Here is a 21,167-nt window from a genome sequence, read left to right on the forward strand (position 1 = left end):
CATCACAAGTTCTTTACTTTGGCTATTCAATCTGATGCAGTGTTTCTTGCCAATATTTTGCAAAAGAAAAGGTGGTCTATAATAAAAAGTGAGAATCCAGTATTCGTTACTTCTGATAAAGCTGGTTTGCAAAGGGAAATTAACGGACATAAAACAAAGAATAAAAACGAACAAGACGGTCTTCTATACATTTTCCCAAGACACTATACAACAGGAGGAATTAAGGGTAAGTTATTAATCTGTTATAATGAACAGAAAGAGAAGAATCTTAGGGAATTAAACTCTTTATACATAGTCTATATAAGAGATATAATGGAAGGGTTTAGATTAACACGAACTGTTGCTCTAACAAAAAATCAGAAAAAAATACTAAAATCTATTGATAAAAAACTCTTATCATGTTGTAGCGGGTAAAAACAGACAGGAATTTGGGTAACAAGGCAAGTACCTGTCTCAGGAGAAATTATTTTGTAGCTTCTGCAGGCATTTTGACAATTTCTTTAAATCCCTGATACTATACGATAAGCAAGGTCAAAAGGAAGGCCTGCTTCAAGGATTTTTTTCTAACCACTTCATGGTTGTACTCTGCTTTTTCAATATAAACTTTCTTTGTTTCCGTATCATAAATCTTGTAAGAAGCCATAGGGATAACGTCTCGTGGCTGATCAACGGAACCTGGATTGATGTAGTAACGTTGGCCTGGACTCAAGGAAATATCAAATGTTTCCAACCTCTCCACAGACTGTCGTTCTTGCAACATGAGCTTTTTATCGAATTGGTCTGTAGGGATAAAGACGGAAGCGTGCACGTCTCTTTTGTGTTTTGTATACAAATATGCCGCTGGTTTATGTGTGTACCCGGCAAATGTTATCTTTGAATTTAATATGCTGTAATTTAATAAAATAGAATTCATCACATAATATTATGTTAAACACTCTATTAATTAATTATATTGCCTTATTAATGCATATTTGTTTCATTTGGAGCCAAATATATACTGAATAGTTTGTAATAGTAACTGTGCTCATAGTTGTCAATTTTTTTTAATAAGTGTTCATGTACCCAAATTCATCAAATGCAAAATTTATCGTTTATTAATGAATGCAAGGAACTTAACTCAGGTTTTGAATGTTAGCATTGTTTTGAAGCAGTGATTAATTAATTTACATACAACAAGAGAGAGTGTGTGTGATGCTTGAAGAGAGTACCAACGGAGCATAACGACAACATTAGAAGACAAACGTAAAAATAGTTGAAAAGCGGTTGAAAAGTTACTTGCTATTGGTGATGATCTTGATTACATTAATGAACATATAAAGAAATGAAGCAAAGAAGAATACTTTGGTGTTAGATATAATTTTTGAGAGTTTTAATAAAAGGCAAAGCTCTGGAGTCACTTATTCAATTAGATGTTTGTTTCTTCAACAAAATATTTTTGTATTTACTCTTATGCGCTCATCTTCTCCAGAACATTTAAGAACATATCCTTTGATGATGATTTAATTATGCTTTCTGATGATAGAATAAAGGAGTCTTTTATCTCAACGTTATTTCCAAATTTTTCTAAGATATCCCTAAAGTACTTGTCATACTCTTTAATGTTTGTGAACGCATAGATTATAATATGAGTTATGTCTGTTTTTCGTATAGCATATGACTTTATTGCAATTGCAGGTCTAATAAGATTATCAAGTTCCTTTTTCTTATACTTTTTATATACGCCAGGTAATATCTTCATTAAAGCAATTACCTGTATGTTTATATCCAGTTTTTTATAATCCAGATTTAATTCCTGGCTTTCAATAAGCCCTTTAGCAACAAGCTTTTTATAATTTTGCTTACACCCTGTGACGTTATTTCAAGTGATTCTGATATGTCGTTATTTGTCAAATCTGGATTTTGAACAAGTAGGCTAAGCGTAAATCTTTCATTAGGGGATAGTTTCATAATGAGATAGTTATATCAGGTTAAATGTTAAAAGTTTTTTCAAATGAGCCATCATGTGAATAATTGACCAATATTTGAATTCAAGCAAAAAATGTGCCGATTACTGACGGCACGAGTAAGGCTTGGATTACCATATCATTAAGATCAGATATATTATGTTTTGATTAAAGTAGTTACGTTATGAATTGCTGTTGATATGTTACATATTTATATCGACTTAAACATTACACGAACAAGAATATAACGGTAAATAATTTGAAGAAAGCCCAATGTAAACGCTTTTTTTTCTTTAATATAGAATTGCCGCTGTTGCGCTCGAAAGTAAAAGCTGTCGGTTTTCAACCATAAGCCTGTAACAATTGGCATTTTTAGCACGAAATACGTTCTCATTATCTTCAAACTTATTAATTTTTTTAATTTTATACTATTGTTGCCATAATAAACTTTGTATTATTTTATGTTTCATATAGAAACTAAAGCAACAAACGAGCATGTATATCATGTTAGATTTTGTACAAAACAAAATAACTAGATTTGATGCTGTTGCTAATTATCGCCCGGCACAAGTGATGTATCTGTACAAATTTCGTCTTCTGCATACGTGAGGCGAAGGTTAGAGGGTCTTATTCCAAGTATGTATCTTGATTCAATACGCGCTCCCTTTGGGTTAGGATATTCCAAGGAAAAGACATTCTCATATTTTGTATCATACATAACAGTGCCGGGCCAACTCAATGACTATCGTGTCTACATATAGCTTTTAGCAATAATATACCAAGAGAAAGGGTGGAATTATGGAAGTAAAATGTACAAAATGCATGCACTCGTTTGAAGTTGAAGAAACCACGAAAAAGTATAGGTTTCCTTTTTATTTAATCTTAACAGGGACGGCTATGCTCGCTTATGAACATACAGTTAACAATCCAAGCCTCATCATCACGGCCTTGGGAGATTTTTCGGTTACTGTTGGAATTATCTGGATGATTGTTACAAGAGGGCGTGTTAATAAGCATTAATAAAAGTGCTTAAAGATAATGGTGATATCAAGTGGCCGTTTTAGAATGTAAAAAAAGAATGCACATGCAGTATATTTACATTCTGAAGAATTATTCTATTTTAGTTAAATAAAATTATTCAAGGAGAAAGATATGATTAAATTAGAAAGAATATTATTCCCTACAGACTTTTCTTCCACTGCGGAACATGCCTTAAAGTATGCACTCACTTTTGCATCTGAACACAAGGCAAAGCTGTTCGTTATGCACGTAATTCCAAATCCTGATTCCCCGGTTGTATTCGGTGAAGATGGAGAATCTGTTACTCCTCCAAGTTTTGAAAGAATGGAAGCAAAAGCAAAAAAATCAATGGAACAATTAATACCAGAGAGATATGCAAAAGAGCTAGAGATTGAAAATATTATTGTACAAGGGGGGCCGCTTAAGGAAATTCTCAAATGTGTGAAAAAATTCAATATTGACTTGCTAACAATGGCTTCACACGGTAGAAAAGGAATTTCTCACATGCTTATGGGGAGCCTGGCGGAAAAGGTTGTACAAATGGCTCCATGCCCGGTTTTAACGATAAAACATCCTGAACACGAATTTGTATTACCATGATCAGGGTCAGTCATCGCATATAAGCATTGATAGTGTTTCTTGATATTGCTACGTTTTTATTTATGCCAGGGAAGCCGCGAATTGAATACGACGGAGCAGTGTATCATGTAATGTGTCGAGGAAACAGACGGGAGGAGATTTACCGCGATGATATAGACCGTAAACTTTTTTTAAACCCTAACGGAAGTATACGCAAGGACAGGTTGAGTTATTCATACTTATGTTCTCATGAAAAACCATTATCACATTTTACTGGAAACTCCGGAAGCAAGTTTAGTAGTTGGTATGAAATGGTTTCAGGGTACGTACACACAGAGATTCAATGCCAGCGGCGGCATTTCTTTCAGGCTGGATATAGGGCATTGTTGGTGGATAATGGCACTTGTATGGTATATTCGAAGCAAACCAACCGTTAGTATTGAAAGAAAAGAACAATAGGCAAGTCTTTAGAATGTAATTTTTAATGGATCATTCAAAAAGCTTTACAACTGGGTGCACTGAATTATTAGAACACATTCCTTCGCAGTTGATTACTTGACAAATCGGATCATGTGGAATTCCACATGCCTTGCGAGAAGGCAAATCCGGTATCCTGCCATATTGAGATGATTCCGAACGAAATAGCTAACGCATGCATAAAAAGAATACATGCGCTAGCTGATACAAATGAATAACCACTATGGTACCAAGTCCAACCAGTCATCACGTGTAGTTTTATGACAGGCAAGACATGCGTTTCTGAACAAATCATCAAAACTTTCATAGGCCCCAGAAAGATCTCCCTCTTTAGACGTGGCTACCATATTTCTTGAGTTATCAAAAATTATCTGTACAAATTTTTCAAATTTCTCCTTCATGGACTTGTCAGATACTTTGAATTTCCTTCCAACCTGACCATCCTTTGGAAAGAACTCGTTCATTATGCTTCCACTGATTTCTGCGATTTTTTTGGCTTCCTTGGTAACTGTAGCAGAATCTCCTTTTAATATTGCATCCATTATTTCGGCCATATGAAGGCCTATTTGTCCCATAATTGCTCTAGTAACTACAGAACCATGCACATCAATTTCTCCTCCAAACACATTTCTATTTTTTGAAACATATGATATTGCGCTTGTTGTAATAACTAATATGCAAAGTAAAGTTATACTTATTTTTTTTATCGTCTTCATTTAACATATCTCCTTTTCTAAATAATATAGTAATAGACTATTAATCACATACATCTCATTGCATCGTTGATTTAGTCATTTCATACATTACCCCTTTCAGATTTCTGTTAAAAATATAATACGAATTCCGAATTTTTATTTTTCAACACAATTGACCTGCTCTAATAATAAACAACGCAGTAAACAACGCAGTTTCAATATTATGATATTTTTATAATATATTGTATATTGCAAGTTGACAATTGCAATAAATATTACTATTATAAACTACAAAATACATTTATATTCGTATAAAAATACTGAAAACAATACAAAGGACAAATAGTTTCAATACGAAACTATAAGGAAAGCGTATGGATATACTTACAAGAGAAAGAAAGAGTAACTATTTGGCAGCAAATACACACGCTAATCAACATAATTTGAAAACACAACGTTTAAAACTGCGTTCGTCTTACGAAAACTGTACTAAAGAGGATATAGAAAGAATACTGAAGAAATACAACTTTTTTAATCGCTTTAGAAACGAAACAAGGAATTTTTCTAACGATTTTGAATTGAAAACAATAAATAGAGATAAGGTTGTTATCGACCATACCACAAAACTGATATGGCACCAGTCGGGCTCTTTGGAAAAAATGGACTTGAATAAAGAATGGAACTGGAAAGAAAAATTAAACCAGAATGAGTACGCTGGATATTCTGATTGGCGATTACCCACTGCAGCAGAAGCAGCATCATTATTGAAGTCGAAGAATAAGAATACTGATCTATTTATCGACCCGGTATTTGATGAACAACAAAAGAGTATATGGACTTGTGATCATTATAGTGCACATAGTGTTTGGTGCGTAAACTTCTCAACAGGCTGTGTACGAAATTATAACATTTATTACGGCCATTACTCTCGTCCTGTACGTTCATTTTACTGATATGGATTTGTGATTTTACTGAGCCGCCCGTATCGAAGATCGTTTGTGATCAAATTGCATCATATATGACCTCCTGGAGAGGGTACAAGAATTTTATTATTTGATAGGTAATCTCGACTAAGTTACCCTTCGACGAGACGCCTCTTATAGTGATAAATTCTGGCATTTTGTTCAATAGACAACTATTACGGGCGGCTGAAATTTCAATGCAAAACTTAAAATTCTGAAAAACTATTAGCAACAAATGAATGTGTATTAAACCACAGAAAAAAAGTATATATAAAAAGTGAGGAAATAAATATTATGATTACTGTAAAACAGATTCTGAATGATAAGGATGGTGGGATTTTTACCGTAACACCTGAACGCACTTTGTATTATGCACTCAAAGTCATGGCAGATAAAAATATTGGAGCGCTGATTGTAGTAAAAGAAGGAAAAGCGGTTGGTATGTTTTCAGAGCGTGATTTAGTACGAAAGGCTGTAATCGACCAGAAGATATCAATGGATATGAAAGTAAATCAATTAATGACGACTATGATATGCCATGTACGCCCTGAACAAACTATAGATGAATGCACGGCATTAATGACGGAGAAACGTACACGTCATTTGCCAGTATTAGACGGAGAAAAGCTGGTTGGTATTATCAGTATTGGAGATATTTTAAAACAAACCATAGCGGAAAAAGAGTTTAAAATACAAAATCTTGAAACCTTTATTTCAGGTGGGTTTTAGAGAACATTAAAAACTATCAATGATATGAACCTTAAAAAAGAAGCTAAGAATAAAGCACCTTCTAATTATCAAGAACGTGTAATGGGGATGCCGGTGTTATGCCTGATTGTAACAGCAGCGCTGATACTTGTACCTTCATTAATACTTTTTTTAGTGATTTCCTTCAGAAAAAAAATGTCTTGGTTTTCATGATTCAATATATCAGGTTCAATCATTGAAGGTAAGGATTGAGAGGGTGTGGAGAATACTGATAAAATATCTGGTTTAATCACATAATGAAAAGATTGAGTATGCAAATCATTCTAATGATATAATCCTGTATCATTACAAACGTTTGTCAGACAGTAATGAAGGCAGTCCAACTACTCAAGCAACAGGTAAAGCTTGCAGCGGTTGTATTATGAATGCAACACTCCAAACCCGGAATGTCCTTAAAGGCGTCAACAAACTTTAACACTGTCCAAATTGCAAACGAATACTCTTCCTCAGTGAAGATGAATCAATATGAAATAAGCAGGTATGGACGCTAAGCAATTTCAACTTCAGGTTAGAAGAAAATGCAAAAGCCAAAAATTATGGTGATAGATGGTGAAAAAGAACGACGTGATGTGCTGCATATTTTTTTTTCAAGAGAAGGATATAAAGTTAAGGTTGTTGACAATGGATCTGTAGCAAAAAAAGTATTAAGAAAAGAACGCTTTGATCTGGTGTTATGCGATTGGGCTGCGCCGGAAGTATATAATTATGACGTAATACAAAACCTTAACAAGTTAAAGAAAAGACCAGGGATAGGTATAATTACATGCTGGAGCGGAAAGATCATGTCTATAAATAATGGAGACCTGGATGTCGATTTTATTGCCAGAAAGCCATTTGATCTTTCTCATTTATTAAAGCAGATAAGAGAAGTTATTAAAGCCGAGTAATATACTTCAACAAATTCACACGATTAAACGATTTCAGGTTGCTTCTATCCTTTCCAGGCCTCGAACATGCAATGCCAGAAGAAGCCAAACTTTGCTACTTCCTATTTTTTAAACATATGTAGAAAGACGATAATGAGAGTAAAAGACATAATGAAAAAGAATGTTGTAACTGTAAGTGAGGATGAAAGCCTGGATCAGCTTACTGCCAAATTTATCAAGTACAATTTTCATACCCTTCCTGTCACAGACAGTAATAGCAAGGTACTTGGAATTGTCAGCTACGAGGACCTCATGAAAATATTTCATCATGATTCTGCTCTTAAAGAGCTGAAGAAATCATCAAGTACATGCAGTACCACACAAAGTGCTGTTATGGAATATGGATTCCAAGAGGACATGGGGTCTACGGTAAGGGTTTCAGACATAATGGATACTAATGTTGTAGCAGTTAACGAAAATGCAACGCTAATCGAAGTAAGAACACTGATGCAGCGTAGTGGTCTTTCTCAGTTACCAGTAATAAAGGACAATACTCTGGTAGGATTTATTACCCTATTTGACATAATAATTTCAATTTTTAAGGTGATGAATATTATTAAATGAATAAATCTGCAAAGCGGTCAATCAAAACCAAAATTCCTACCTAAGGGCTCAACATGGTAGTAAACTAATGAGAGATGAATATATACTGTTCGTATAAGAAAACACAAGGAAAGGAAAATGAAGTATGAATGGCAATAAGCCAAGGTGGTTGAGTATTGTATATTTTATTATGTGTGTATCATGTCTGGTATATTTCGGCGCCAGACTAGTTATAGCGGGTGACCCAAGTGGTACCCTAAACTATGGGTCCGATGGCAGCATTGAGAGGCTAGGCTATTCTATAAATTTCACATGGACACTTGTTGCCGCATTTCTGGTGTTTTCAATGCAAGCAGGCTTTGCAATGCTTGGTGGATTTTTACAGACTAAAAATATGCTGGGATACATAGCACACTGTTTTATAGATGGAACTCTCGGTGCAATCGTCTTCTGGGTCGTTGGTTTTGCCCTTATGTTTGGTGGCTCCGAAGCTGCACCAGGACTTGAAAAAGGCAATGCCTTTATAGGATTTAGCGGATTCTTCCTCTCTTCCGGAAGCTATGATGTAGAAACGGTTATGCTCTGGCTCTTCCAGATGGTATTTGCCACCAAAGCAGTTACCATTATTGCAGGCGCTGTGGCAGAACGGATGAAGTTTGTTCCTTATTTAATCTACAGCACTTGTGTCTGCGGAGCAATCTATCCTATATACGGACATTGGATCTGGGGTGGAGGGTGGCTAAGTTCTTTACCCTATGGTGCTGGCTGTGTGGATTTTGCGGGAGCAGCAGTTATTCATACTGTGGGAGGAATGCTTGCTCTGACAGGCGCCTGGGTTCTCGGCCCAAGAATGAATAAATTCAACCCTGATGGCTCGTCAAATGCCATCCCGGGACACAACATTAATTTAGTAGTTCTCGGCACACTATTTCTGGCATTTGGATGGTTCGCTTTTAATGCGGGCAGTACACTTGGCGCAACAGATCTCAGGATTTCAGTTATAGCTACTAATACATTTCTGGGAGCTGCTGCTGGTGCAACTATAGTAATATTTGTATCATATATAATCTTCGAGTTTGCTGATATTGGCCTTGCCTGTAACGGTGCGCTTGCTGGTTTGGTGGGTGTAACTGGCGCATGCGCATATATTCCTCCATGGGCTGCCATAGCGATTGGTGTTGTGTCGGGAATGATTATGTGGGGCACTGTAATATTTGTAGAAACAAAACTGAAAGTTGATGATCCTCTTGGTGCAGTTGCTGTACATGGTGCAAATGGTATATGGGGAATGATTGCGGTTGGGATATTTGCTGACGGTACGTATGGCGGCATAAGAGGTTGTATTACAGGTTCTATTGAACAGCTTAAAGCCCAGCTTATCGGTGTTCTGGTTGCTATGGCCTGGGGGTTAAGTACTGGAGCATTAATATTCTGGCTACTCAAGATAACCATGGGCCTGCGTGTCTCTGAACTGGTTGAACACGAAGGCGTTGACATACATTTACATGGCTCTCCGTGTTATCCAGCGCAAGATGAAATTACACCACTATTTGGCACGGCTGATGAAGAAGAGACCGCTCACAGAGATAGGGGCATATTGTAAAGAGCCTTTAGCAAAAAAGGTTGCTGAGAAAGCCGGTGCTGATACCCTGATGGAGCTTTCTACCGGTGGTGACTTAGGTGAGATAAGGCGAAGGGTTCTTGACTCAATCAGTTTAACGGTTGGGACTGTGCCTCTTTACCAGGTAGCAATGGAGACTATTGAAAAGAAAGGTTCTGTTGTAAAGATGGAGTCTGATTTTCTTTTTGAGATTATTGAGCGGCAGGCACAGGATGGAATCGGCTTTATGGCTATTCACTGTGGTATAAATATGATTACGTTGGAGATATGGTGAAACTTAAGGATAAAGTAAAAAACCCAGGATTTGAAAATGGGAATTGCCAGGAGAGACCTTGACTGGAAAACCCAGTTTGAAACTGCTATCACTTCAGAAAAAACTGAGGAGATCAGGAAAAACAGGCCGCCTATCGAAGATGAGACATGCACAATGTGCAGCTCGGTCTTCTCGTTAAAAGGTGTGATGGAATATTATGAAGATGACCTGAAGGATAGCAGAAAAAAAAACTACTCTGCAGCTTTACAAATTTAAGAATTGTGTATTAGTAAGTGGATAAATTCAAGAGATCCAAAGAATTATTATGTTGGTATATAATTTATATTTGACGAACGAGAGAGTCATAATGAGTAGAATTGACGCTGAAATGACACAATTTTTCAATAAGAGGTGTCAGTGGTTGAAAGGAGTTCTCACATGGTTTTTTATTAATAGCAACATATATAAAGGGCAAAAATGTTTGTAAAAGATGTAATGAGTATAGATGTCATAACTATACGTAAAAATGAAAACTTGATCCAGCTTATAGCCAAATTTCGAAAGTATAATTTCCATACTCTACCTGTCATTGACAATGAGAAAAAAGTTTTAGGGGTTGTCAGTTCAGAGGACATTATGAAGGTATGCCTTCCTCATAATCCTGTGCTGGATAAATTACTCAAATCTACGCATCTATACAATACAGAGGAAGAAGATATATTAGAAATGGACCTTCCTGAGGAGCTGGGAACTACGGTAACGGTTTCGGACATAATGAATGTCAATGTGGTAACTATTGAAGATAGTGAAACAATAGCCGATGCAAGAAAACTGATGAAGCTCCACAATATCCAGAGAGTACCAGCAGTAACAAGAGGCAGGGAACTTGTAGGGTTTATCACCCTCTTTGATATAATAATTGCGCTTTTCAAGGAAAGGAACATTATTGAATGAATACAATCCTCTGCCTGGGAATTGTGCTGGTTGGAGCACTTGTGGCAGAAAAGATTATCAGCTATCTTAAAATCCCAGCCATAACGTCATATATACTCCTTGGTATTCTCCTTGGCCCCTTTGCCTTAAATGTGACCGGTGAAGGCCTGATCGCATCTTCTGAACTCTTTTCTAACATAGTGCTTGGATTTATAGCATTTCATATTGGTAAAAACTTTTCTATCGAAAACTTCAAAAGGATAGGGAAGGTGGTTTTATTCGTATCAATTGCGGTAACCGTTGCAACGTTGATTTGTGTAACATTGGGCATATATTACGTGGCACACCAGCCATTTCATATCTCTCTTCTGTTTGGAGCAATATCTACAGCAACTGCACCTGCAACAACAATGATGGTAATAAGACAGTACAGGGCAAGAGGCCTGTTTACTGATGTATTACTTGGTACTGTAGCTATTGATGATGCCTGGGGGATAATAATCTTTTCTGTATCTCTTGCTATAGCACAGGTTCTTCAGATTGGCCAATTTTCTGAATGGATTATTATGGCAGTAACTGTAAAGGCTGCGGGTAAAATATTTCTTTCTGTAATACTGGGTTCGATTATAGCCATTATTGCCTCAAAAATTTCAATTTATTTAAAGAGAAGAGAAGACGTGTTGACCTTCATACTTGGAGCTATACTCATAAATACTGGAGTTGCCTTATACTTCCATTTATCACCCCTTCTCTCAAACATGTTTTTTGGTACAGTGTTAGTAAATATTGGAAAGACCCCTTTCAGGTTTTTTGATACAGTGAATAGTGTCGACTGGCCACTTTATGTCATGTTTTATGTACTTGCAGGTGCGAATCTAAATATAGGATTGCTTAGTTCCCTGGGGCTGATTGGTTCCGTTTATATAATTTCAAGGATTGTTGGAAGGATTGCGGGCGCTTACACCGGAGCTATTATAGCAGGAACAGAACAAAGTATAAGGAAGTATATGGGGCTTGCCCTTATGGCACAGGCAGGGGTAGCCATCGGACTTGCCATAATGGCAAGGACGAACCTTCCTAAAACAGGTGGAACCATACTTAACACCATTATTGCTACAACTGTAATCTACGAAATTTTGGGGCCAATAGCCACACGCTATTCCCTTTCAAAGGCTGGAGATATTTAAAACTTACCTTTTAATATTCAAAATATAACACTACTATCTACTTTCAGCCTGCAACATTTTCCGTACTTATATGGAAGCTCTTAACCAAAATAAAGTTCGCATAAACCAGTTTTCAATACTATAATTAAATCCTGTGTTTGGAGTGATTTCATTTGCTACATTTATAGGGAAATAACATGTTAGTAAGTTTTTCAACAAGTAATGAAATCCGCACAAAAAAATGAAAATAGCGTCATGAAAAAGCTCACAAAGAATGAAAAACATGTACTAAAGTTACTGACTGAAGATCCGTCATCCACAAATCAGGAGATTTCTGGAAAGCTTGATTTAACACCTCAGGGTGTCGGCAAAATAAGAAAACAGCTCTTTGAGAAGAAGTATATAAGAACCGAGGAGCTGCACCTGGATTATGAAAAATTAGGTATTGACATTCATGCAATTACCATGATAAAGATATTGCCCAGTGTGTTCAAGAAGTTTAAAAATAATGAATTGGATAAGGTTTTAAAACCAATAAACGCTATCAGATCTTATGCAATACCGGAAACTGACATAACTCACATTATAATCTATGCATTTAGGAATATTAAGGAATATGAGACGTATTTCAGAAATATCCTGGATGAGTTTGGGGATTATGTGGAAATCAAGCATACCTTTGTCCTTTCATCAGGAAGCATTATCAAATCTTCAGCAAAGCTAATGTTTCTCGATGTGCTAAACGGACTAATAAACGATAATGCAACCAAAACAATTGAGTCTAATACATGAGTATACAGGTTCTTTGGCAGGAAGAAAAATCATTTTATAAACTATAATTTTTCAATTTTTTTTTCATCACTAATACTCTTTTTATATATGTCCATCCTTTTACCTCTGGATTTCTGAACAACATCCTTGATAAGACCTCCAGTACACAAAAGAGCTCTAAGCCTCCAGCTATTCTTGGCGGTTACAACACAGTTTTTTAGTTGATAAATTTAATTTATTAACTAATCTATAGATATTATTCTTTTTCATTGGTGAATAGGAATAATGAGATGGAGGACATAAGTTGCCGCCTATGATTTCCACTTTTTCGTTTCTGAAAATCACAATACACAAAGTCAAAACAAAGTAAAGAGGCGTTTTACCTACTTTTAAAAATCTAATAAAATATGGATTTTGCGAGTAACAAACAGATAATATTAGTAATCCATAGAAAATATTCAAACAAAAGGATTTAATTTTTTTGAAAATAAACTTTAATCAATTGTCGATAGCTAACATAATCAAACTATCGAAACACATTAAAGAAAAATGCATAAACTTCTCATCTTTTGAAGAAGTAGCGCAAGAGCTAATGAAAACACTCTACAATTCTTTTGTTACTGAAGATGGCATGAGTCCCTTCGTGTTAGCCAGGTTTTTTAAATCATGCGATTATGAGGGGCTCCCAGAGGATATAAGAAATTATATTCATATTAAAGACCCGAAAGGAAATTTAAAGTTAAACAACAAATATTTAACGCTCTTAGGTTCATTTGGAAAGTTAGACAATTGGAAATACCGAGATCTTTCCGAGAATTTCAAGGCATTTCCTTTTAATGAATATATGCTGGACAAAACCCCTATGTTATCCGCAGCCTTCGAAGAAATTGGACTGAAACCTGCTCATCTGAAACAGACAGACAAAAGCATCCTCATAAAAGACTACCATAGGCAGTACGGAATATTTTGTGTTGAGAACGCGAATGGCAGTAAACTGATCCCAAAGCAGGCAGAATTTGTCAGGCCGTATTCTGTGAAGTCTGTATTCGGTTTTGGTGGAATTTATTCTACCTCCAACGTATATGCTGTTATTATTTTTTCCAGAGAAAAGTTAAGCAGAAAGGATGCACAATTATTTCTTAGCCTTAATCCTGCTATAAAACAGATAACTCTGGCACATGAAGTAACAGGAAATATTTTTAAAACTGATAGCAAAAATACAAACGTTTCAATTGATAACTTTTCTGATGAAATGCCAACGGTTCAAATGAAAGCTTATAATAAAACTATTTCTCCTCGACATAAAGGAATTATTGAAAAAGAAATGGCGCTAACATACAGCATTGAACTGGAAATGACAAATGAGTACCTTTTAGGTATGTCTGAAGAATTAAAAGAATCACATGAAAAATTTCGAAGCCTTGTAGAAAATACCACTGACTGGATTTGGGAGACCGACGAACATAATCGGTATACCTATGCCAGCCCTCAAGTACATCAACTCCTTGGTTATGAACCGGGTGAGGTGATCGGAATAACTCCTTTTGATATAATGACATTAGAGGATCAGCAGAGCGTTAGAAAGCAGTTCATTGAAATTACCGAACGACAGGAGTCGTTTTCCGGATTGGAGAATCATAACCTGCACAAGGACGGTCATACCGTGATACTGGAAACCAGTGGAGTTCCCATAATCAGTCCTGATGGCTCATTCAAGGGATACCGAGGAATTGATCGTGACATCACGGAACGCAAGAAAACAGAGCAGGCACTAATACAGTCAGAAAAGTTAAAAGCCATGGGAGTAATGACCTCTGGAATCAGCCATGAGTTTAATAACATCCTTGCAGTAATTAAGGGCTTTTCACTTTTGTTAAAACAAAAATATGAAGATCACAAAGAAATATACGATAAAATTGAAGTTATTCTACAAAGTGTCACTGATGGTACTAAAATTGTTGACAGGATGCAAAGTTTTACAATGAATAAAACGGATGGAACTACATTTACGCCTTTAGATGTGAGAAAATTAATTGAACAAGTAATCGAATTATCAAAGCCCAGATGGAAGACTATTTCCGAGGCCCACGGAATAACGTATTATATAGACAAGAAAGGTATGAAAAGTGTATCAAATATCTGTGGGGATAGTACAGAATTGAGACAAGTAATACTAAATATCATTAATAACTCTCTTGATGCAATGCCTGAAGGTGGTCATCTATCCTTTAGCACATGGAATGAGGAACGTAATGTATGTTTCAGCATTTCAGATACCGGAGAAGGTATGTACGATGACATAAGAAAGAATATATTTGACCCTTTTCTCACGACTAAGATGCCGATAGGAGCAGGGTTAGGTATGAGTATCTGCTATGGTATCATAAAAAGACATGGTGGTGAAATAGATGTTGAAAGTGAAGTAGGAGTGGGTACCACAGTTACAACACGATTGCCGATAAGCAAGGAGGATTGCGATTTTGTTACAAGGCCAGAACAACAACACGAGCCAGGAGTAATGAATTTACGTATCCTGGTTATAGATGACGAACAGACAGTATGTGAATTGCTAAGCGAATTTCTCTCTCAAGAGGGCCAAAACGTTAAGAGCGTTTCCAGTGGTAAAGAGGCAATCAAATTATTAAAAAGTGAAAGCTTTGATATAGTGCTCTGTGACCTGGTCATGCCAGAGGTTAGCGGTAGAGAAGTAATAAGAATGCTAGACACACTAAATAAAAGGCCTAAGGTTGGACTAATCACTGGCTGGTCGGAAGAAAAAGAAATCTTTTCTATGGAAGACATGAAAGTAGATTTTGTTGTCAAGAAACCTTTTGATCTTTCAGAGTTAACTAAATGTATAAATATTGCATTTGATGCGGATAGTAAATAATAATAAAAACATATCCAGATTGGCAGGAACTCATCGCAGAGAATAGGCTATTTCTAAAAAATACAGTAGACTAAATCAAAAAATATAAAGAAGTGTTTCGCCTGCTTTTACAACCAAATAAAATTTAGGTTTTTTATTCTTCCTCCTAACTCTATGGTATTTGAATATGAAATTTTGATAACTATTCTGCTGCGTTATCAGTATTCTTACCTTTATTATTTCTGAATATAATACAACATGGGAAATTAATTTCTGTAAGGTTTGGGTTGTGTATTTTTATACTCAGAAATTAAACTGAATTCCACCAGTAATGTTGATCGCCACATCATTATCTCCGTAAACATACCTTAAATCCTGGTTAGTCTTATAGATCGTCCCGGACGCGTTGACGTTAAATTTTTCCGTAAGTTTATAACTTGCTTCCATATTGACCTCAAACCCTAATGTATTACCAAGATTATTCGGTACGCCTAACGCCCCCAGAATCGCCTCAAGGGAATCAGTTTCTCTCCACCAGAATTGTGTAAAGTTTGTATCTAAAGAAAGTCTATCAAATGGTTTTGTATCTAAACCAATATTGACAGCTACTGCACCGGGATTAACATAGTTAGAATTAGCATCTGTGTCTCTGAGTGAAGTGTAAGGGCTATCATGCCTCATAAAAGTACGGCCACCCAGTGCTCCCAGGGAGACGCGATCATCTATCATAAAACCTTTAGAACCCCAGACATCCACATGATCAGAGATTGCATCGAACCCTGTTGCGTCACCGTCGAAAGGATCACTATCACCTGAGACATAAAATACTCCGGTATGAGGAGTAATCTTTCCATTCAGCATTGGATACGAAACGTCAATGTAACCGGCAAATGCTCTTACATTTTGATCTCTCAACGGTATGGCCCCTACCAATGAGACATTATCCTGGTTTCCAAACACTCCATAAAGCCCTGTAAGCAGATTTACTCGACCTATTGGTCCATATGTGGTAAAACCAACGTAAAACGCTTCTACGTCTTCTTCCCTGCCAACACGTCCGCGCCCATGATCACCCTCTTCGTCAATATTAAAATGTATCGATGGTTTTACTACTGTTTTACCGATATTAAATTGAAGGTGTGCAATATAAACTTGCTGATCACGAAAACTAGATATCTGGTTAAAATCAGAAAGCAGGTCATTTTCCAGTCTGTTAGTACCGTAAAGGCTCCAGTCAATTCCTTTGTAAGAACCGGTAACGCGCACACCCAGGTCAGTATCATGATATATAGAGCCAATAAGATCAGATTTGTAGTCCTGTATGCCCGCCCTTATGTTTATATTGAACTTCTTGTTGACGGCAACTTCGAGCCATGACTCTTCAAGTGCAAAATCAGTTTCTTCATCATCATCTTCTCTTCTATAATAATTGTCTTCAAGTGGAACGCTTCCCCTGTCAAGAAGTGCATGACCACCGACCGCCAGGTGTAACTTCCATCGGTCAGGATCAAAAAGCTCTCCGCGTACAATGGCTTTACCCTCGTAAAATCCCTGTTGTCGTCTTGCGGCACTTGTATCGTTACTGGTCTCATCATTAAAATCGTAGTTGTCTCTCATTTCACCCCAGATATCAACAGATCCGGAATATTTATAATATAACCCTTTAAATATCCCTTTCCCTTTTTTTGCATCTTTATCTATTATTGTCATCAGGTACTGATCAAACAAATGTGTTGAAAGACCGTACTTGTCAATATTCTTTAGTAGCACGGGGGCCCTTGTGTACATACGGTCAACAATATGCTCCCATTCTGTCGAATTTAATTCGCTTATTTTTTTAACGATTCTATCTTCCGTATGACAGTCCAGACAATGATTCTTTATTAACAAATTTCCTGTTTCAGGGTCCAGGTTCTTTGTTAATTCTTTTGTATCTACTTCTAAGGGTTCTAATTCCTGGTTACTATGAGAAAGGAAGTTACAAACTGCAACCATTTCGTCACGAGACAGAGTGTTTTTAATTTTTTGATCCATTATAATATGGCTTGACAATAACTTAAGCCAATCATTAGTTCCTCTTTTTGGTGAATACGCAATTCTATTAATATTATGACATTTAGTGCAGAAAGAATTAACAATCTGTCTGGGATTGAACTCATCAGAAAAAGCTTCTTCTATTAATTCATCCATATTAAGTTTATCTTCAGTATCTTTCACACTCTCTGCAATGTCATCTGGTATTTGAGTATGAACATTTGATAAATATTCTGCCGCTTTATCCGTATCCGTATCTTTAAGAAGACCAGGCCCTTTTAGTTTCATTCTGGATAGAATACCTTGCCACTCTTCCACACTCAACAAACCTGCTTTCTGTTGAATTCTCTCTCCGGTATGACACATAAGACATTTGTTCTTAACAAGAAACTCTTTCATGGCAGGATTAAATCCATTTGTTAACTTATCTATATCCACAGGAGCTGGTTTCAGCTCTTTACGATTGGTTTGAAGCCATTCAATTACTGCGACCATCTCTTCTTTAGTAATAAATTTATCTTTTCGATTGGCAAACGAAATGATCTGTACCCAATGACGCACATCTCTATCTGGTGAATATACAATTCTGTTAATGTTGTGACATTTAGTACAGGCCCTCTCTATTATGCGTTTTGCGTCTATCTTATCTTTTCCTGTGTCTGTCTCTTCCGTTGCATTAGCAATTCCCGTAATAACAAGTCCCACAAAAAAATAACAATCAACCCAATTATCCAGCTATTATTTGTCTTGTTCAACAGTAACTTCTCCTTGATCAATTAAATGTTATTTCTAAATTTTTTTTCACAACTTTGTACCGTTTCATATATATTAAAAAAAGCCAACACTATCAGAGCCCTCTCTCTACGAGAACAAATTGAAAAGTGTCGGCTTACTCCTCAACGTTTCCTTTTATTGAAGAAACCCTTGCGCAGTCTTCCCTCACCACTTTGAATATATCAGTATTTAGTTGAAACTATATTTTTTCTGTAATAAAAATACGAACAGAATTTCTGGATTGTTCCTTGTAAAAATTACTAGAATTTAAAACAAAATAAGCCGAAATCATTCTGTCCTCTTCTCAAAGAGCTTCAAAGAATGATTTCGGCTTACTTTGTAACAACTCTTTAAAACGTAAAGAATTCTTACTTAAGTCTTCCTCATATTTTAGAAAATTATAATTTAAAAAAATATAAAAATCAAATATTTTTTTTACAGGATGGCTTTTGAACATAATTCAGGAAAACATATAGACAGGTTTAAGTCAAAATGGATCATCCCGGAAATGGCAAATTATTATCAATGGGTAACACAAAGGAACAAGCGGAAGTCAGCATTGTTGTCTTACCTTGTAATCATTAGAACCACGCTTCCGCAGCATTAAATTCATTGACGATAACATATGGCGTTTCTTTTTATCTGATGAACCCGATCCTCGGTAGTTCGCGCAGGATGAAATCTTCAAATTTGATGTTAGTTTTAGCTAGCGAATAAATAATTCTGTTTATACTGCAGAAACGTTTCAGCTGTTGAATATGATCTTCCATAGCAGCTTTATATTTTTTGCGGTTTGCTTCTGAAAAGTTGATATTCATTTTTTTGTTTGTTTCAACATCTATCACCTGATTTTTGTTTCCCTTACCAAAAGGGTCCAGTTCCGTTTCTCCCAGGATTTGTATAACCTTAATGTCAAAATTCTTAAACCTTAAGTAATTGAGCGCCCTTGTATAGACTTCCGGCTTCATCATGAAATCAGATATAACAACGACAGTACCTCTCCTCCCTTTTACATCGTAAATATACTTTGAAATATAATCAACAAAATCTAACTCACCTCGTGGTATAACTTTTTTTAAAAAATCCGCTATCACAAATATATTCTCTTTCTGCTGGAAGAAAGGAGTTCTGTCTTTAGAAATCTTATCCGTGTTAACCATTGTTGCCAGCCTCACACTATTCTTGCTTGATAACGCAATATAGCTCAGAGCGATTACAAGATCTTTCGCATAATCAAATTTCTTGTCTTCTTCAGGATAAAGCATAGACCTGCTTACATCAAATAATACATGAACGGACAATTCCTCTTCTTCCTTGAAGGTCTTTATTAACAACTTGTCAAGACGTCCATAAATATTCCAATCAATATACCTGAAATCATCTCCGGGCATATATTCCTGATAGTCGGCAAATTCGATACTGGTACCTTTCTTATTTGCCGCCTCATAATTACCCTTCCTCACCCCACCATAGGTTTTCTTACACTCTATACAAAGGGAATCAAGCTTTTTCAGGAATTTAGCATCAAAAATGTTTCCAAGCATGTTATTGGCCTCATTACTCTTACGAAAAAAACTTTGTAGATTAATCTTAAATTACTAATCCTTACACAATTACAAACTAAATTAAAGGATTCAGGAATCATGGAATTCCGGTATTTAGTATTTAAGTATATGGTTTATTGCTAATGCTTCTGGTTATCTGACTCTTATTGTTTTTTTATTTTCTCCTTGCTCTTAACAGTTCTGAGTAAGAATACTTATTGTTCCCTTTCGCTAATCTATTTTTCTAACTTTTCCAGTATCTTTTCTATTATATGATGGGAATTTACATTGTCCGCATCCGCCTCAAAATTCAAAAGCATCCTGTGGTTCAGCGCTGATGCGGCTACCTTCTTTACATCCCCTTCGTATATATTTGGTCTGCCGTCTAAAAGCGCGTTTGCCTTCGCTGCTAAAGCTACAGCCTGAGCGCCACGCGGGCCTGCTCCATAGGTAACATATCTCCCTACGAGATCTACAATACTGCCCCCCTCAGTAACAGGATTACGTGTCTCTTTGTTGTCAGGATGAGTCGCTAATATAATACCGGTAATATAGTCTTCCATTTCTGATGAAACCAAAACTTCACGGACCAGCTTTCTCATTTCTGCAACTCTTTCGACAGCTAAGTCAGGGTTCAAGACAGGTTGTATAGTATAGCTTTCATTGATAGTTGTCTGTCTCAGAATTTTTTTAAGCTCATCAGCCTTTGGAAAAGAAATGTGTAATCTGAAGAAAAACCTGTCCATCTGCGCTTCCGGCAGGGTGTACGTACCCTCCATTTCAATAGGATTCTGGGTCGCCATAACAAAGAATGGTTCTCTCAATCTATGTGACTTTCCCGCAACCGTTACCTGTCTTTCCTCCATGGCTTCCAGCATGGCTGATTGTGTTTTTGGTGTTGCGCGGTTAATCTCATCCGCAAGCAATACATTAGTAAACAGAGGTCCCTGGGTGAATTCAAACTCTTTTCTACCATCACCCCTTTCCACAACTATCTGAGTACCTGTTATGTCTGCAGGCATCAAATCAGGTGTAAACTGTATTCTCTTAAAATCAAATCCGAGTGCTTTGCTCAAAGACTTAACAAGAAGTGTTTTCCCCAAACCTGGTACACCTTCAAGAAGAACATGACCAGTTGCAAAAAAAGCTATTAACATCTTTTCTACAATATCCCTGTTCCCTACTATAACCTTACCAATCTCCTCAGTTATACTATCAAAATCTTTTTTAAACCTATCAATTTCTTTTTTTATATCACTAACTTCTTCTCTCCCGTCTGTCTTCTGCAC

The 21,167-nt window shown here is 36.4% G+C and carries 21 protein-coding genes; 14 read left to right on the forward strand and 7 right to left on the reverse strand.

Annotated features, from left to right (window positions below):
* Positions 1 to 18: 18 nt before the first annotated feature.
* Positions 19 to 414 (forward strand): hypothetical protein, encoded by a 396-nt coding sequence (locus tag SCALIN_RS08560; protein WP_096894085.1) that lies wholly within the window; start codon positions 19 to 21, stop codon positions 412 to 414.
* A 100-nt stretch (positions 415 to 514) separates the two neighbouring features.
* On the opposite strand, the gene SCALIN_RS22085 is transcribed toward SCALIN_RS08560, so the two are convergent.
* From SCALIN_RS22085 to SCALIN_RS23875, 3 genes are all read right to left on the reverse strand, one after another.
* Positions 515 to 760 carry a metallophosphoesterase family protein gene (locus tag SCALIN_RS22085; protein WP_162532207.1) on the reverse strand — a complete coding sequence of 82 codons (246 nt, stop codon included), beginning with the start codon at positions 758 to 760 and terminating at the stop codon, positions 515 to 517.
* Between the two features lie 687 nt (positions 761 to 1,447).
* A complete protein-coding gene (locus SCALIN_RS08565; RefSeq protein ID WP_096894086.1) occupies positions 1,448 to 1,738 on the reverse strand; it encodes a hypothetical protein in 291 nt (96 codons plus the stop codon).
* A gap of 47 nt (positions 1,739 to 1,785) precedes the next feature.
* Entirely contained in the window at positions 1,786 to 1,947 is a 162-nt protein-coding gene (locus SCALIN_RS23875) for a MarR family transcriptional regulator (protein ID WP_096894087.1), read from the reverse strand.
* Positions 1,948 to 3,095: 1,148 nt separating this feature from the next.
* On the opposite strand from SCALIN_RS23875, the gene SCALIN_RS08580 reads away from it, so the two are divergent.
* Positions 3,096 to 3,563: a universal stress protein gene (locus SCALIN_RS08580; RefSeq protein ID WP_096894089.1), complete on the forward strand. Its 468-nt coding sequence runs from the start codon at positions 3,096 to 3,098 to the stop codon at positions 3,561 to 3,563.
* Between the two features lie 228 nt (positions 3,564 to 3,791).
* A complete protein-coding gene (locus SCALIN_RS08585) occupies positions 3,792 to 4,001 on the forward strand; it encodes a hypothetical protein (protein ID WP_096894090.1) in 210 nt (69 codons plus the stop codon).
* Positions 4,002 to 4,240: 239 nt separating this feature from the next.
* On the opposite strand, the gene SCALIN_RS08590 is transcribed toward SCALIN_RS08585, so the two are convergent.
* On the reverse strand, positions 4,241 to 4,735 hold the full coding sequence (locus SCALIN_RS08590) for a cytochrome c (protein ID WP_096894091.1): 495 nt from the start codon (positions 4,733 to 4,735) through the stop codon (positions 4,241 to 4,243).
* A 353-nt stretch (positions 4,736 to 5,088) separates the two neighbouring features.
* On the opposite strand from SCALIN_RS08590, the gene SCALIN_RS08595 reads away from it, so the two are divergent.
* The 11 genes from SCALIN_RS08595 to SCALIN_RS08645 all read left to right on the forward strand — a co-directional run bounded on the left by SCALIN_RS08595 (position 5,089) and on the right by SCALIN_RS08645 (position 15,547).
* Entirely contained in the window at positions 5,089 to 5,667 is a 579-nt protein-coding gene (locus SCALIN_RS08595) for an Lcl C-terminal domain-containing protein (RefSeq protein WP_096894092.1), read from the forward strand.
* Positions 5,668 to 5,970: 303 nt separating this feature from the next.
* Positions 5,971 to 6,405 (forward strand): CBS domain-containing protein, encoded by a 435-nt coding sequence (locus SCALIN_RS08600; RefSeq protein WP_096894093.1) that lies wholly within the window; start codon positions 5,971 to 5,973, stop codon positions 6,403 to 6,405.
* A gap of 557 nt (positions 6,406 to 6,962) precedes the next feature.
* Complete coding sequence (locus SCALIN_RS08605) at positions 6,963 to 7,331, forward strand: response regulator transcription factor (RefSeq protein WP_096894094.1); 369 nt, start codon at positions 6,963 to 6,965, stop codon at positions 7,329 to 7,331.
* 150 nt (positions 7,332 to 7,481) lie between these two features.
* Positions 7,482 to 7,934, forward strand: coding sequence for a CBS domain-containing protein (locus SCALIN_RS08610; protein ID WP_162532223.1), 453 nt, complete (start codon positions 7,482 to 7,484; stop codon positions 7,932 to 7,934).
* 124 nt (positions 7,935 to 8,058) lie between these two features.
* Entirely contained in the window at positions 8,059 to 9,516 is a 1,458-nt protein-coding gene (locus SCALIN_RS08615; RefSeq protein WP_230406579.1) for an ammonium transporter, read from the forward strand.
* A complete protein-coding gene (locus tag SCALIN_RS08620) occupies positions 9,476 to 9,808 on the forward strand; it encodes a phosphomethylpyrimidine synthase ThiC (protein ID WP_203415404.1) in 333 nt (110 codons plus the stop codon). Before SCALIN_RS08615 ends, SCALIN_RS08620 begins: the two co-directional genes overlap by 41 nt.
* 30 nt (positions 9,809 to 9,838) lie before the next feature.
* Positions 9,839 to 10,063 carry a phosphomethylpyrimidine synthase ThiC gene (locus SCALIN_RS08625; protein ID WP_304518443.1) on the forward strand — a complete coding sequence of 75 codons (225 nt, stop codon included), beginning with the start codon at positions 9,839 to 9,841 and terminating at the stop codon, positions 10,061 to 10,063.
* A 201-nt stretch (positions 10,064 to 10,264) separates the two neighbouring features.
* Positions 10,265 to 10,741, forward strand: coding sequence for a CBS domain-containing protein (locus SCALIN_RS08630; protein WP_096894098.1), 477 nt, complete (start codon positions 10,265 to 10,267; stop codon positions 10,739 to 10,741).
* Between the two features lie 41 nt (positions 10,742 to 10,782).
* A complete protein-coding gene (locus tag SCALIN_RS08635) occupies positions 10,783 to 11,907 on the forward strand; it encodes a cation:proton antiporter (RefSeq protein ID WP_162532224.1) in 1,125 nt (374 codons plus the stop codon).
* Between the two features lie 234 nt (positions 11,908 to 12,141).
* Positions 12,142 to 12,678, forward strand: coding sequence for an Lrp/AsnC family transcriptional regulator (locus SCALIN_RS08640; RefSeq protein ID WP_162532225.1), 537 nt, complete (start codon positions 12,142 to 12,144; stop codon positions 12,676 to 12,678).
* A gap of 460 nt (positions 12,679 to 13,138) precedes the next feature.
* Positions 13,139 to 15,547, forward strand: coding sequence for a hybrid sensor histidine kinase/response regulator (locus SCALIN_RS08645; protein WP_133111779.1), 2,409 nt, complete (start codon positions 13,139 to 13,141; stop codon positions 15,545 to 15,547).
* Positions 15,548 to 15,829: 282 nt separating this feature from the next.
* Here SCALIN_RS08645 and SCALIN_RS08650 read toward each other — a convergent pair whose 3' ends face one another.
* From SCALIN_RS08650 to SCALIN_RS08660, 3 genes are all read right to left on the reverse strand, one after another.
* Entirely contained in the window at positions 15,830 to 18,265 is a 2,436-nt protein-coding gene (locus tag SCALIN_RS08650; protein WP_096894102.1) for a hypothetical protein, read from the reverse strand.
* Between the two features lie 707 nt (positions 18,266 to 18,972).
* Entirely contained in the window at positions 18,973 to 19,878 is a 906-nt protein-coding gene (locus SCALIN_RS08655; RefSeq protein WP_096894103.1) for a DUF58 domain-containing protein, read from the reverse strand.
* Between the two features lie 236 nt (positions 19,879 to 20,114).
* Positions 20,115 to 21,167, reverse strand: a complete 1,053-nt coding sequence (locus SCALIN_RS08660) for an AAA family ATPase (protein ID WP_203415405.1) — start codon at positions 21,165 to 21,167, stop codon at positions 20,115 to 20,117.

The sequence above is a fragment of the Candidatus Scalindua japonica genome, assembly GCF_002443295.1.
In the GTDB taxonomy this organism is placed as follows: Bacteria; Planctomycetota; Brocadiia; order Brocadiales; family Scalinduaceae; genus Scalindua; species Scalindua japonica.